The sequence below is a fragment of the Collimonas sp. OK242 genome (assembly GCF_900107095.1).
GTDB lineage: Bacteria > Pseudomonadota > Gammaproteobacteria > Burkholderiales > Burkholderiaceae_D > Collimonas.
Map to the genome: position 1 here is coordinate 103,342 of NZ_FNOR01000005.1, position 12,902 is coordinate 116,243.

The following is a 12,902-nucleotide window of genomic DNA, read 5'->3' on the forward strand; positions in this document are numbered from 1 at the left end:
GGTCGGAGTTTTTTTCGCGCTGTTTGCGAAAATTACTCTGACCCCACACACGGACCACGGAGTACATGCCATAGCATGCAGCGGGCAACGCTTATTTTTTGTCGTTCCGCGGCCCAGGTTTAACAATCACGGTACAAGTCATGCCGGCAGCCAGCGTTATGCCGTCCGGCAGCTTGTCGATATGGATACGCACCGGTACCCGCTGTGCCAGCCGGACCCAGTTGAAGCTTGGATTCACATTGGCCAGGCCGTAGCTGCCCAGCGCATTGTCGCGGTCGGTGATGCCGCGCGAGATGCTGTCGATATGGCCGTTGATGATTTGCTCGCTGCCGAGCAGGCGCATGTCGACGGCGTCGCCGACTTTCATCAGGGGTAGTTTGTTTTCTTCAAAATAGCCGTACACCCAGAACGAATTGGCGTCGATCACTGCCAGTTTGGGCGTGCCGGCCTGCGCGAAGTCGCCGGCATGCACGTTGAGGTTGGTGATCCAGCCGTCCACCGTGGCTCTGATTTCGGTGCGGTCCAGGTTCAGCTTGGCGCTGTCGCGTGCCGTCAGGGCCGCCTGATACAAGGCTTGGGCGGCAGAGGCGTCGGCGCTGGAGTTTTCGCGGTTTTCGCTGGAGATCACATCGCCGTCCAGCTTGGCGCGGCGTGCGGCATCGCGCTGTTTGGTGCTCAGGCCGATCCGGCGTTCGGCTACCGCCGCGTCAGCTTGGGCCAACGCCAGCGCGTAGCGCGCCGGGTCGATCTTCATCAGCAAATCGCCCTTGTGTACATAGCTGTTGTCGGCTACCGGCACCGCGACCACGATGCCGGAGACGTCGGCGGCGACGCTGATGACGTCGGCGCGCACGCGGCCATCGCGGGTCCAGGGCGTATTCATGTAGCGGTCCCACAGCGCGCGCGCCAGCAAGCAGGCGATCAGCACCACAATCAGCGTGATCGCTACCTGCAACAGGGTTTTTAAAATAGTGGATGATTTCATGTCAGCCTTAGAACAAATTTTTACGGCAAGTTAAGCGGTGTGCAACAGCAATCCGGCGGCGCCGAAAATACAAAAGAACAGGGCGATCCGGAACAGATTGGGATGCCAGACATAACGAAACAGGCCCAGGCGGGTGAACACCCAATCGATTGCCATCTGTAACAACAGGCAGCCGATAAATACCAACAGCAAGGTTGGAATGAGCGCATCGAAGAGAGCGATTTCACGCGGCATGGTCAAGTCTCGGAAGCGATAGGTGAAGTTTCGGCCGGCGTCAGCACCGTGACGCGCTCCAGCATGGCGCCGCGCATCAGATGCAGGTTGGCCAGCACTGCCGGCAGGTCGCCGCACACGGCAATCGCGGCCAACACGGCATCCAGCGCAGCGCGCAGGCGGGTTTGACTAGGGCGCGCAAAAAGATGGGCGATGCTGCGTATGCTGTGTTCGATTTTTTCGTGCACCGCAGGATCGGCGACGCTCAGGGTTTCCTGCCGCAGCTGCAGCACGGCGCGGCCGATTTCCAGTACCGATAATAACCAGGTCATGATATCGCGGTCATCCGGGTTATCCAGCGAGTGGGTCACCGCAAAGCGCGACAGCAGATCGCGGGTGCCGCTCTCGAAGCGGGCCGGCAATCCGGGTAGCGGCCGGCTGCATGCCTCTACCACTTGACGTCGCAACGCCCGCGCCAGGCGGCGTTTGATCCAGCTGCTGTCGGATGGATCGATGATCTGATACATGACCAAGGCAATGGCAACCCCGATCAGGCCGCCGGCCATGCCGTTGAGCAGCGCCGGCATGTCGAATTGATAATTGCTGCCGATGCTGGCGTAGGATAAGAAGAAAAGCAAGATGCCGGTGCCGATGCCGGAATGTTTTTTGGTGGTGCTAAGCCAGGCGCCGATCAGGATGAATGGCGCCAGCGAGAGGCACAGCATGGTGAAGTTTTCGGCTTGCGATTGCAGGTAATAAGCGGATAAGAAACCGAAAAATCCTCCCAGTGCAGCGCCGATCATGAACTGTTTTACTACCTTGGCAGGGGAGGGAGCTGCTGCAAACAGGGCGCTGACGACGGTTGCCATGACGACGGCGTCGGTGCCGGAAACCCAGCCTGACCGTATCCAGAATAACGACGACACGCCGAAACCGATCGCCGCGCGCAAGGCCGATGTCACGACCAGCGTCGGGTCGGTGCGCGCTACATAATGCGAGATCAGCTGGACGTCGTCCGGCCTGTGCAATTCGGTTTGGATCACGACTGCGTGGATCCTTGCATAGATCTGCAATTCATCGGCAAATCTTGTCAGCAATTCGGTGGCTGAGTCGAAATCGAGCAGGTTGCTGCTGTCGCTGTCGCTGCTGCTGGCAGCCAGGCCGCGGCGCAAGGCGGTCAGGCGTTGCGGCAGCGCGCTGCGCACTTGCGCCAGCAGCGTGCGATCCTTGCCGCAGAGCGCGTGCACGATCGCTTTGTATTCCATCAATAGTGCATTGAGCGTGCTTAGCTTGCCATTGGTTTGCAGGCGGCCGAACAGCTGGTCGAGCGAGTGAAAGGTAGTGGAGGCGGTCATGAAGGCATTATTTAACTGCCTTAGCCGAAGGCTTTGCAGATGCCCGGCAGCGCTTTCAAATACCGATGAGGTGCGCAGGGCTTCAAGCGAAACGACTTCGCCGATAAAGCGCAGCACCATCCGCTCGCGCACCGGCCGCGAGTCGGCGGCAACGTCATCGAGTGCGATGAAGCCCTTGAAATCGGCGAATCGCTTGCGCGCAATTTGCAGCAGGACGTCGGATAAGTGTTTAGGGAAGAGCACATCGCTGACTACTCCGGCGCAGAGCAAGCCCAGCATCACTTCGCTCAGACGCGTCATGGCGATATCGAAGGCTTGGTCCGGCTGCAGCGCCGCCGGCAAGCCGACAATGACCAGGGTATACCCGGCCAGCACGAAGGCATACGATTGAAAATTGCGGAATATGGTCGAGCCGGCGGTGCAAAAAGCCAGCCAGCAGGCGCCGGCAGCCAGGAACAAAACCGGTTGCTGCGAAAACGAGGCGGCCAGGATGATCGACATGATGACCCCGACCGCGGTGCCGATGAAACGATAAAAACCTTTGGCCAGCACCAGGCCGCTGCGCGGCTGCAGCACGATGACGACGGTGACCATTGCGGTGCCCGGCTTGGACAGGTTGAACAACAGCGACAGGCCCAGCGCCAGCAAAGTCGCCAGCAGGATTTTGCTGATATGCAGCAGATCCTGGCCATGGCCTTCTACCCAGCTGACGGCAGCATGCTTCAGATGGTCCAGCCAGTTTTGCCGCCTGCCTGCAATCTCGCTCGCGATGGTCATGATTGGCGCCGCTTATTTTTCTGCAGCGACGGTGCTCGCCGGCTGCGGCAAATCGTCGCCCAGGCCGCCGCCTAGCGCCTGCATCAGTTGCGCCCAGCTATCCAGGTAAGCGGCGCGGATTTGCGCCACGTGCTGCTGCTGTTGCAACAGGGTCAACTGAGTTTGTATGACATTGATATTGGCGGTCAGGCCGGCCTGGTAAGCGCGCTTGGCCAGATCGTAGGATTGCTGCGAGAGCGCCAATGCCTGTTCCGACTGTCCGCGCTGCTGTTGCTGCGACTTCAGTTTGATGATCTGGTCGGCGACGTTTTGCAGGGCTTGCACCAAGGTGTTGTTGTAACTTTCGATAGCGGCGTCGAGCGCCGCGGTTTGCGCGCCGAGATTGGCGCGCAGGCGGCCGCCTTCAAAAATCGGCAGCGAAATCGCCGGTCCGGCGCCGCGTACTGCGGCAGACGAACTCAGGAAATTGGTGAAGCCGAGCGCTTGCAAGCCGATGAAGGCGGAGATATTGATATCCGGATAGAACGCCGCCTTGGCGACATCGATATTCTTGTCCATCGCCTCGACCCGCCAGCGTTGCGCAATCACATCCGGGCGGCGGCCGATCAGGTGTGCCGGCACATTGTCGGGCAAGCCGATCGCCAGCGGCGCCTGGTTGTCGGCGCCGACCAGGCGGGCAGCCAGTTGCGGCCGCTGAATCGCTGCGCCGCTGCCAGGGCCTTTGCCGCTTAAGGCGGCAATCTGGTTACGCAGCAAGGCGATGTTTTCGTCGATTTTTTCAATGTTGGCGCGGGCGTCAGGCAATGCCGTTTCGGCCTGGCTGACTTCCAGCCGGGTGCCGAGACCCGCCGCCAGTTTTCGTCGCGCGATGCTGGCGATGGAAGTTTGCTGTGCCAGCGTCGCGCTGGAGATGTCGCGCAGTGCGAATTGCGTGGCCAGCTGCAGATAGCCGCGCACCACGGCGACTTCCAGATTCAACTGGGCGCTCTGGGCTTCGGCGGCGCTCACATGGACTGTATCGAGTGCCGATTCGAGCGCGCTGCGATCCTTGTCCCACAGGTCAAGATCGTAGCTGGCCTTGACGGTAATTTCATTGTCCCAGTTCCAGCTGCCGCCGAGCGGCGGCGGGAAGATATATTCGGATGAGTACAAGCCGCGCGTACTGCTTGCTTCGGCGCCCGCCTTGGGCAGTGTGGCGGCGCGCGCTACGCCGGCCAATGACGAAGCCTGGCGGATGCGCGCCTGGGCGATCTTCAGGTTGGGGCTGTCGGCGATGGCTTGTCGCACCAGGGCGTCAAGTTGCGGGTCGCGATAACTTTCCCACCAGGAGCTGGTTGGCCATGCGGTGTTGGCGATGTTCGTCAGCGCCGCGCCTGCGGAGAGCGAATTACCGTCCGTCAATTTGGATTGCGGAATGATGCCCGAAAAATCGGCACAGGCACTTAGCAGGAGCGTCAGGGAACAGGCCAGCAGCAGATTGACCGGAGGGTAACGCTTGGGGAAGGAAAATAACCGCATGTGTACCCAAAATATGATGACTGGTTTGAACGCTTCTACCTGCTAAATAAACCGGGTTTCGCGGCGCACAAGGATATGCGTGAATAATAGCAAAACGCCAGCATTGCTGGCGTTTTTGCGCAACGCTGAAACTTGCTGGGTCAGCGTCGCATCAGCTGCTTTTTTTAACTTGGTTCAGCTTAGTTGCCGTTGTAGACCGATGGCTCTGCTTTGTCGATCTGGCTTGCGACTTCAGCGCGGCTAACCGACTTGCCTGCGGCTGCAACGACAGGGTACTGGTTACGCGCTACAGTCAGCGAACCGTCTTTCTGGGCTTGCAACAGTTCAGCCTGGACATCGGCACGCGACTTGGTCGAGACGAACGGTGTTTCGGGTGGATATGGGGTGACGGCCAGGGCGCTGCCAGCGGCGGCTAAGATTGCGAGACCTGCGATAAGTTGTTTGGCATTCATGTTTTTCTCCAGTAAGTTGATGGCACCGGGCTCGGCGGAACAGGCGTTGTGCAGCCCGTCGGGTCCTGCCTCGGTGAGCGGCGCACTTGCGTTGTTGAGATTGCTTGTGTGTTGCGCCCATCGATGAAGCTCAGTGTAGAGATTCCACGATCAACAATAAATAGCCTTATTGGAAATTAACTATTTCTGAAATAGAAATAATTATCGGAAACTTTTTGCTGCGGACGCACAACAAAGCATAGTTCGGGAAGGCTGGTCGGTAAGGTAGGTAAGAACGAGCGGGCCAGAACGGCCGGTCGGAAGCGCGCTGGTTTTGCATTGTCAAGATGCAAAACCAGCGCCAGATCGTGGTCAGGCAGTGTTGCCGGATGATTCGATAATGCCGCCGCCGAGACAGATATCGCCGTCATACAGCACGGCGGATTGGCCGGGAGTGACCGCCCATTGCGGATCGGTAAATTTGAGGGCGAAGTTTTCCACCCCCGTTTTCACTCCCGTTTCGGTTTCCGTTCCCGGCAACAGCAGGCCGTCAAACGCGCATGCCATGTCAGCCTGCCGATAACGCGTCTTGGCCGACAAATGCCCGCTATCCGGCGCTTCACCCGACACCCAGCTGAGTTGTCCGGCTTGCAGCGTCGACGACAGCAGCCAAGGGTGATCATGTCCCTGGACGATGTACAGCGTGTTGTTTGCTACATCTTTCCTGGCGACATACCAGGGATCGCTATCGCCGCCCGCATTCTTGTGCGTCTTCATGCCACCCAGGCCTATGCCCTTGCGCTGGCCCAGCGTGTAAAAACTCAGACCCACATGTTCGCCCACCACATCGCCGTCCGGGGTTTTCATCGGCCCCGGCTGATAGGACAGGTAACGGTTCAGGAATTCACGGAATGGCCGTTCGCCGATAAAGCAGATGCCGGTTGAGTCCTTTTTCTTGGCATTCGGCAACTGAATCTGTTCGGCGATCTTGCGTACTTCGGTTTTCTGGATTTCACCCAGCGGGAACAAGGTTCGCGATAACTGCGACTGGTTCAGGCGGTGCAGGAAATAGCTTTGATCCTTGCTGGCGTCGACCGCCTTCAACAACTCGAAACGACCCGAATCGGCTTGCCGCACCCGGGCGTAATGGCCGGTAGCGATCAGGTCGGCGCCCAGTTTCATGGCGTGATCGAGAAAGGCCTTGAACTTGATTTCGGCATTGCACAGGACGTCCGGATTGGGAGTGCGTCCGGCCTGATACTCGCGCAGGAATTCGGCGAATACCCGATCTTTGTACTCGGCGGCAAAATTCACCGCTTCGATGTCGACCCCGATGACGTCGGCCACGCTGACCGCATCGATCCAATCCTGGCGCGTCGAGCAGTATTCGGAATCGTCGTCGTCCTCCCAGTTTTTCATGAACAGGCCGATGACTTCATAACCTTGCTGTTTCAGCATCCAGGCCGAAACCGAGGAGTCGACCCCGCCCGACATGCCGATGACTACGCGTTTTTTACTAGACATTAGCCGCTCCGTAAGCACTTGGATGAGTGTTCAGCATGCTTAACGGTGCGCGTTGACCGCGCAGGTAATCGTCGATGCAAAGCAACACCTGCGAACTACGATGACGCTCCTGGCAGGCTGCCAGTTCGTCGCGCGACATCCACAGGGTACGCAAGATGCCGTGATCGAGCGCCTGATCGTGCTGTGCGCCGAGATCGCCGCAAAAGGCAAAGCGCAAGTAAGTGACCGCTTTGCCGGTGCGCGCCGATACATAACGCGCCATATACATGCCGACCAGCGCGGTAGGGGTGAAATCATGCGCGGTTTCTTCCAGCGTTTCGCGCACGACAGCCTGCAGCAGCGACTCGTTGGGATCGAGATGGCCGGCTGGCTGGTTGATGCGGATGCCGTCACTGGTCGCTTCTTCAATCAGCAAGAAGCGGCCGTCGCGCTCTATGATCGCGGCGACTGTGACAGAGGGTTTCCAAACGTCAGTCATAAATTCCTCGGTTAATCCGATATTTTAACTTGCCTGCCGGTTTTCGATGAAAAGCGGGCAAGGAGGGTATCCGCAGCGTCCTAGCATAGAGCGAAGAAGCGATTGTAGTCATACGCGCAACTAATGATTAATTTTAGGATAAATAACCTACATCAAGACGTCTGGTTGTTGAGCCGCAATTTTTCCGTGTAAGATTCCATACAACTAATTGCGGGACAGAGCTGCCCGGGTAGGGTTTAAGAACCACCGTAGCGTGGTGAATTACTCTGTCCTCAACAAATCTAAAAAATTTCTAACATCGTGGGAGAAGTACATGAAAATCGGCATTCCCGCCGAGACGCGGCTTGGCGAGACACGGGTTGCAGCGACTCCGGAGACGGTAAAAAAGCTGGTGGCGGCCAAACACCAGGTTTTGGTGCAGTCCGGCGCCGGCATTTTATCCAGTATTACCGATGAAGCCTACGCGGCTGCAGGCGCCGAGATGGTGACTGCGGCGGCGGCATTCGGCGTGGAAACCGTGCTCAAGGTGCGTGCCCCCGGCGCTGACGAACTGGCCCTGCTGAAGAGCGGTACGGTCGTGGTCGGTATGCTGAATCCTTTTGATGCCGACAATATTGCTGTTATGGCAAGCCATGGCTTGACCGCGTTTGCGCTGGAAGCGGCGCCGCGCACTTCGCGTGCGCAAGCTATGGATGTGTTGTCGTCGCAAGCCAATATCGCCGGCTACAAAGCGGTGCTGATGGCCGCCAATACCTATCAGCGCTTCATGCCGATGCTGATGACCGCAGCCGGCACCGTCAAGGCGGCGCGCATGCTGATCATGGGCGCGGGCGTAGCCGGTTTGCAGGCGATCGCCACCGCCAAGCGTCTCGGCGCGGTGATCGAGGCCTCCGATGTGCGGCCGGCGGTGAAGGAACAGATCGAATCGCTGGGCGCGAAATTCCTGGATGTGCCTTTCATCACGGATGAAGAACGGGAAATCGCCCAAGGCGTAGGCGGCTATGCGCGGGCTATGCCGGCCGACTGGATGCGGCGCCAGGCCGAACTGGTGCACGAGCGCGCCAAGCAAGCCGATATCATTATCACCACCGCCCTGATTCCCGGCCGCAAAGCACCTGTGCTGATCAGCGAAGACACCGTCAAGGCGATGAAGCCGGGTTCGGTGATTCTCGACATGGCGGTGGACCAGGGCGGCAACTGTCCTTTGTCGGAAAGCGGCAAAACCGTCATCAGGCACGGCGTCCACATCATCGGCGAAGGCAATCTGGCGACGCTGGTGGCGGCTGACGCCTCGGCGCTGTATGCGCGCAACGTGCTCGATTTCCTCAAGCTGATCATCAATGCCGAAGGCGGCCTGGTGATCAACCGCGAGGACGATATCGTTGCCGGCACCTTGTTGTGCAGCGGCGGCGAGGTGCTGCGCAAGTAAGTTACATAAGTAAATTACTAAGCGGCGCAAAAAAATACCGATATAAATACCGATTTAATTAATAGCTGTAAAGAGGCGTCCGGCTGAGGTCGGAGGCTTCGTAAACTGGAGAAACAAGATATGCAACGCATCATGCTGCGCGCAAAAATTCATCGCGCAACCGTTACTCAGGCTGACCTGCATTACGAGGGCTCTTGCGGGATAGATGAGGATCTGCTGGAAGCGGCCGACATCCGCGAGTTTGAAAAGATCGAACTGTACAACGTCAACAACGGCCAGCGCTTTTCGACCTACGCGATCCGCGGCAAACGCGGCAGCGGCGAGATTTCGCTGAACGGCGCCGCTGCACGTTGCGCGCATCTGGGCGACCTGCTGATCATTTGCACTTATGCTCCGCTTTCGAATGAAGAGGCCCGCAGCTATGTGCCGAAAGTGGTGTTTGTCGATGACAACAACCGTATCACCGGCCTGAAGAAAATCTAAGGCCAGCGGCGCGTTTCAACAGCGCTGTCCTTCTATCAAGGGGAAATCATGGAAGTCACGCACACCATCACCAACCTGATCATTTTCGTACTGGCGATCTACGTCGGCTACCACGTGGTCTGGACCGTTACACCTGCCTTGCATACACCGCTGATGGCGGTCACCAATGCCATTTCGGCCATCATCATCATCGGCGCCATGCTGGCCGCCGGCCTGACCGAAGGCATCGTCGGCCAGGTCGCCGGCACGCTGGCGGTGGCGCTGGCGGCTGTCAACGTATTCGGCGGTTTTCTGGTGACCCAGCGCATGCTGGAAATGTTCAAGAAAAAAGAGCCCAAGGCCAAGCCTGCAGCTAAAGAGGGAGCGCAGCAATGAGCATGAACCTGGTGACCTTGTTGTACCTGATCGCCTCGGTTTGCTTCATCCAGGCGCTCAAGGGTTTGTCGCACCCGTCTTCGGCGCGGCGCGGTAATGTCTTTGGCATGAGCGGCATGGCGATAGCAGTCGTCACTACGATTGCCCTGATCGTCAAGCTGAAAGCGGAATCGCAAGGAGCCGGCCTCGGTTTCTGGCTGGTGGCCGGCGGCGTGGTGGCGGGCGGCGGCATCGGCGCCTTCCTGGCCAAGCGGGTAGAGATGACCAAGATGCCGGAACTGGTGGCGGCGATGCACTCGCTGATCGGTCTGGCGGCGGTATGTATCGCGGTTGCCGCGGTGTCGGAGCCATGGGCTTTCGGTATTGCCGCACATGGCGAATTGCTGCCGACCGGTAACCGCATCGAACTGTTTATCGGCACCTTTGTCGGCGCGATTACCTTCTCCGGTTCGGTGATCGCTTTCGGCAAGCTGTCGGGCAAGTACAAATTCCGCCTGTTCCAGGGTGCGCCGGTCAGTTTCCGCGGCCAGCACTTCTTCAACCTGTTGCTGGCCGTGGCGATGCTGGGGCTGGGGATCATCTTTGTGCTGACCCAGTCCTGGCTGCCTTTCATCTTGATGACCATCATCGCGTTTGCGCTGGGTGTGTTGATCATTATCCCGATCGGCGGCGCCGACATGCCGGTGGTGGTGTCTATGCTCAACAGCTATTCAGGCTGGGCGGCAGCCGGCATCGGCTTTTCGCTGAATAACTCGATGCTGATCATCGCCGGTTCGCTGGTCGGTTCCAGCGGCGCGATCCTGTCCTACATCATGTGCAAGGCGATGAATCGTTCGTTCTTCAACGTGATCCTGGGCGGCTTTGGCGGCGACGCCGCGGCGGCGACATCGGCTGGCGCACAGGCCCAGCGTCCGGTGAAGTCCGGTTCCGCCGACGATGCCTCGTTCCTGCTGGGGAATGCCGAAACCGTCATCATCGTTCCCGGCTACGGGCTGGCGGTGGCGCGTGCGCAGCATGCCTTGATGGAGCTGGCTGAAAAGCTGTCGCACAAGGGCGTTACCGTCAAGTTTGCGATTCACCCGGTGGCGGGGCGCATGCCAGGCCACATGAACGTGTTGCTGGCGGAGGCTGAAGTGCCGTACGACCAGGTGTTCGAGATGGAAGACATCAACAGCGAATTCGCCCAGGCCGATGTGGTGCTGGTGCTGGGCGCCAACGACGTCGTCAATCCGGCCGCCAAGGATCCGAAGTCGTCGATTGCCGGCATGCCTATCCTGGAAGCCTACAAAGCCAAGACCGTCATCGTCAACAAGCGTTCCATGGCTTCCGGCTATGCCGGGCTGGACAACGAGTTGTTCTACATGGATAAAACCATGATGGTGTTCGGCGATGCCAAGAAGGTGATTGAAGATATGGCGAAGGCGATTGAGTAAGCGCTGGCCATTCCCATAAAAAAAACCGCGCCGGCTAAAACCGCCGCGGTTTTTTTTATTGTGACAGTGGAGCGAAAATTAGCGTCGTCCGAACATCATTTGTCGGGCCAGCAAGCGCCTGGCGGGCTTCACAACATCTACCAGTCCCAGCGACAGACCAAGCAGGGTTTGCGATACGGCGCCGTCCGGCGCGCTGGCAAAAATCCGCGCCATGACATCGGTCAGGTGGATCGTCAAGCTGCGGTCTGCCTGTCTGGCGGCGGCAAACCGTTGCAGGGTATCCGGTGTCATGTCGCTGGCCAGCAAACGTGCCAGCACCGCTGCATCGCGCAAGCCCAGGTTCAAGCCCTGGCCGGCAACCGGGTGCAAGGTTTGCGCGGCGTTGCCAATGGCTACAGTCCTGAGCGTAGCTGCGGGGCGAGCGTTCAAGCCCAGCGGAAAGCTGTTGCGCTTCGATGTCTTCAGAAAACCTCCAAGCCGGCCGCCGAAGGCTTGCGCCAATGCCTGCAGGAATGCGGCGTCGTCCAGCGCCAGCAGCTGGCTTGCAGTGGCAGGGCGCACGCACCATACCAAGGCATAGTTGTGGCCGTGCTCGTCGTCCTGCGGCAGCAGCGCCAGCGGCCCCTGATCGGTGAAGCGTTCAAATGCGCGGTGTGGAATCGGTGCGCTGCTCTGGACGTTGGCGACGATGCCGATTTGCTGGTAATCGCGTTGCAGGGATTTGTCATCCTGGGCGCCGAATATACCGCCTTCAGCTTGCACCAGCAATTGACTCCGCAGCGAACTGCCATCTGACAATTGCAATACCACACCGTCGTCTTGCTCGGTGCTGGCGCTGACTTGCAGCGGCCGCAGCAAGTGGATGCCGGCCAGCGCCGGCAGCGCCGCTAAAGCCGTTATCAGGTTGCCATAACGCGTGACATAGCCGAGCGCCGGCAGCTGGAATTCCTCGCGCTGGATCAGGGTGCGGCCGAAATGCGCGCGGCGCGAGACATGGATCTGATGGATGGCGGTGGCGGCAATCGGCCAGGCGCCGATTTCTTGCAGGATCTGGCGGCTGCCGTAGGAAAGCGCCAGGGAACGCGGATCTTGCCGTGCCAGTTCAACCGTCTTGGCGTCGATCAGCGCAATCCGCGCAGCTGCCACGCCGCGTTTAACCAGTAATGCAGCCAGGCTCAGGCCGACCGGACCGGCGCCGCAGATGGCGATGTCGACTTCGGTCTGCAGCTGCGGATGGGTGGTGGTGTTCATGCCGGCAACCCCCAGTTGCGCAGCTGGGCGGCGGTGGCGGCAGGGTCGGTATGATGAATGGCGCGCCAGCCGAGCGCATGCGCCGCATCGACGTTTCTGCGGACATCGTCGATGAACACCAGTTGTTCCGGCTGCGCATCGGGATAGTGTTGGCGAATGCGTTCCAGCATGCGTTGGTAAATACGCGCATCCGGCTTGATCAGTTTTTCATCGCCCGACACCAGCACGTCCTTGAAGCGGCGCAGGAACGGATAGTTGTCGCGGGCGTAGGGGAAGGTTTCGCCCGACCAGTTGGTCAAGGCGTACAGCGGCACGCCAGCCGTTTCCAGTGCCTCGAAAATCGCCATGCCTTCTGCCAGCGTACCTCCCAGCATTTCAGTCCAGCGCGCATAGAAAGCGTGGATCAGGCGAGCGTGAGCCGGATGGCGGGCGCTGAGGACGGCGGTTGCCTCGCTGAGCGGGCGGCCGGCATCTTGCTGCAGATTCCACTCGCTGTTACAGACGTTGGCGAGGAACCACTTGCGCTCGCTGTCGTCGGCGATCAGCTTGCGGTACAGATAGTCGGGGTTCCAGTCGAAAAGAACGCCGCCGAGGTCGAAGACGACGATGGTGGGAGTCGCGTTTGTCATGGACATCATGATACTCGTGTC

The 12,902-nt window shown here is 59.2% G+C and carries 13 protein-coding genes; 4 read left to right on the forward strand and 9 right to left on the reverse strand.

Features of this window, described 5'->3' with window-relative positions:
• Positions 1-91 precede the first annotated feature (91 nt).
• From BLV81_RS06495 to BLV81_RS06525, 7 genes are all read right to left on the reverse strand, one after another.
• Positions 92-985 carry an efflux RND transporter periplasmic adaptor subunit gene (locus BLV81_RS06495; RefSeq protein WP_092353600.1) on the reverse strand — a complete coding sequence of 298 codons (894 nt, stop codon included), beginning with the start codon at positions 983-985 and terminating at the stop codon, positions 92-94.
• A gap of 30 nt (positions 986-1,015) precedes the next feature.
• Entirely contained in the window at positions 1,016-1,219 is a 204-nt protein-coding gene (locus BLV81_RS06500; protein WP_092353602.1) for a DUF1656 domain-containing protein, read from the reverse strand.
• Positions 1,220-1,221: 2 nt separating this feature from the next.
• Positions 1,222-3,330, reverse strand: coding sequence for an FUSC family protein (locus BLV81_RS06505; RefSeq protein ID WP_092353604.1), 2,109 nt, complete (start codon positions 3,328-3,330; stop codon positions 1,222-1,224).
• A 12-nt stretch (positions 3,331-3,342) separates the two neighbouring features.
• On the reverse strand, positions 3,343-4,848 hold the full coding sequence (locus tag BLV81_RS06510) for an efflux transporter outer membrane subunit (RefSeq protein ID WP_092353606.1): 1,506 nt from the start codon (positions 4,846-4,848) through the stop codon (positions 3,343-3,345).
• A gap of 179 nt (positions 4,849-5,027) precedes the next feature.
• Positions 5,028-5,300: a DUF4148 domain-containing protein gene (locus BLV81_RS06515; RefSeq protein ID WP_092353608.1), complete on the reverse strand. Its 273-nt coding sequence runs from the start codon at positions 5,298-5,300 to the stop codon at positions 5,028-5,030.
• A gap of 351 nt (positions 5,301-5,651) precedes the next feature.
• The gene (gene mnmA, locus BLV81_RS06520) at positions 5,652-6,803 is read right to left on the reverse strand and encodes a tRNA 2-thiouridine(34) synthase MnmA (protein WP_092353610.1); all 1,152 of its coding nucleotides are present in this window, start codon (positions 6,801-6,803) and stop codon (positions 5,652-5,654) included.
• Positions 6,796-7,281 carry an NUDIX hydrolase gene (locus tag BLV81_RS06525; protein ID WP_092353612.1) on the reverse strand — a complete coding sequence of 162 codons (486 nt, stop codon included), beginning with the start codon at positions 7,279-7,281 and terminating at the stop codon, positions 6,796-6,798. Before BLV81_RS06525 ends, mnmA begins: the two co-directional genes overlap by 8 nt.
• A gap of 313 nt (positions 7,282-7,594) precedes the next feature.
• Here BLV81_RS06525 and BLV81_RS06530 point away from each other — a divergent pair, with 313 nt between their 5' ends.
• The 4 genes from BLV81_RS06530 to BLV81_RS06545 all read left to right on the forward strand — a co-directional run bounded on the left by BLV81_RS06530 (position 7,595) and on the right by BLV81_RS06545 (position 11,001).
• Positions 7,595-8,710 carry a Re/Si-specific NAD(P)(+) transhydrogenase subunit alpha gene (locus BLV81_RS06530; RefSeq protein WP_092353614.1) on the forward strand — a complete coding sequence of 372 codons (1,116 nt, stop codon included), beginning with the start codon at positions 7,595-7,597 and terminating at the stop codon, positions 8,708-8,710.
• Between the two features lie 120 nt (positions 8,711-8,830).
• Positions 8,831-9,193 (forward strand): aspartate 1-decarboxylase, encoded by a 363-nt coding sequence (panD, locus tag BLV81_RS06535; protein WP_092353616.1) that lies wholly within the window; start codon positions 8,831-8,833, stop codon positions 9,191-9,193.
• Positions 9,194-9,241: 48 nt separating this feature from the next.
• A complete protein-coding gene (locus tag BLV81_RS06540; protein WP_092353619.1) occupies positions 9,242-9,568 on the forward strand; it encodes an NAD(P) transhydrogenase subunit alpha part 2 in 327 nt (108 codons plus the stop codon).
• Positions 9,565-11,001, forward strand: a complete 1,437-nt coding sequence (locus tag BLV81_RS06545; RefSeq protein WP_092353621.1) for an NAD(P)(+) transhydrogenase (Re/Si-specific) subunit beta — start codon at positions 9,565-9,567, stop codon at positions 10,999-11,001. The genes BLV81_RS06540 and BLV81_RS06545 overlap by 4 nt, the downstream gene beginning before the upstream one ends.
• A gap of 78 nt (positions 11,002-11,079) precedes the next feature.
• On the opposite strand, the gene BLV81_RS06550 is transcribed toward BLV81_RS06545, so the two are convergent.
• Both BLV81_RS06550 and BLV81_RS06555 read right to left on the reverse strand, forming a co-directional pair.
• On the reverse strand, positions 11,080-12,252 hold the full coding sequence (locus BLV81_RS06550; protein ID WP_092353623.1) for a UbiH/UbiF/VisC/COQ6 family ubiquinone biosynthesis hydroxylase: 1,173 nt from the start codon (positions 12,250-12,252) through the stop codon (positions 11,080-11,082).
• Positions 12,249-12,881, reverse strand: coding sequence for an HAD family hydrolase (locus tag BLV81_RS06555; protein WP_092353917.1), 633 nt, complete (start codon positions 12,879-12,881; stop codon positions 12,249-12,251). Before BLV81_RS06555 ends, BLV81_RS06550 begins: the two co-directional genes overlap by 4 nt.
• Positions 12,882-12,902 lie beyond the last annotated feature (21 nt).

Coding starts and splice junctions, on each gene's coding strand:
- BLV81_RS06495 (WP_092353600.1), bottom strand. CDS start 985: ATGAAATCATCCACTATTTTAAAAACCCTGTTGCAGGTAGCGATCACG.
- BLV81_RS06545 (WP_092353621.1), top strand. CDS start 9,565: ATGAGCATGAACCTGGTGACCTTGTTGTACCTGATCGCCTCGGTTTGC.
- BLV81_RS06505 (WP_092353604.1), bottom strand. CDS start 3,330: ATGACCATCGCGAGCGAGATTGCAGGCAGGCGGCAAAACTGGCTGGAC.
- BLV81_RS06530 (WP_092353614.1), top strand. CDS start 7,595: ATGAAAATCGGCATTCCCGCCGAGACGCGGCTTGGCGAGACACGGGTT.
- BLV81_RS06540 (WP_092353619.1), top strand. CDS start 9,242: ATGGAAGTCACGCACACCATCACCAACCTGATCATTTTCGTACTGGCG.
- BLV81_RS06510 (WP_092353606.1), bottom strand. CDS start 4,848: ATGCGGTTATTTTCCTTCCCCAAGCGTTACCCTCCGGTCAATCTGCTG.
- panD (WP_092353616.1), top strand. CDS start 8,831: ATGCAACGCATCATGCTGCGCGCAAAAATTCATCGCGCAACCGTTACT.
- BLV81_RS06550 (WP_092353623.1), bottom strand. CDS start 12,252: ATGAACACCACCACCCATCCGCAGCTGCAGACCGAAGTCGACATCGCC.
- BLV81_RS06525 (WP_092353612.1), bottom strand. CDS start 7,281: ATGACTGACGTTTGGAAACCCTCTGTCACAGTCGCCGCGATCATAGAG.
- BLV81_RS06500 (WP_092353602.1), bottom strand. CDS start 1,219: ATGCCGCGTGAAATCGCTCTCTTCGATGCGCTCATTCCAACCTTGCTG.
- BLV81_RS06555 (WP_092353917.1), bottom strand. CDS start 12,881: ATGACAAACGCGACTCCCACCATCGTCGTCTTCGACCTCGGCGGCGTT.
- BLV81_RS06515 (WP_092353608.1), bottom strand. CDS start 5,300: ATGAATGCCAAACAACTTATCGCAGGTCTCGCAATCTTAGCCGCCGCT.
- mnmA (WP_092353610.1), bottom strand. CDS start 6,803: ATGTCTAGTAAAAAACGCGTAGTCATCGGCATGTCGGGCGGGGTCGAC.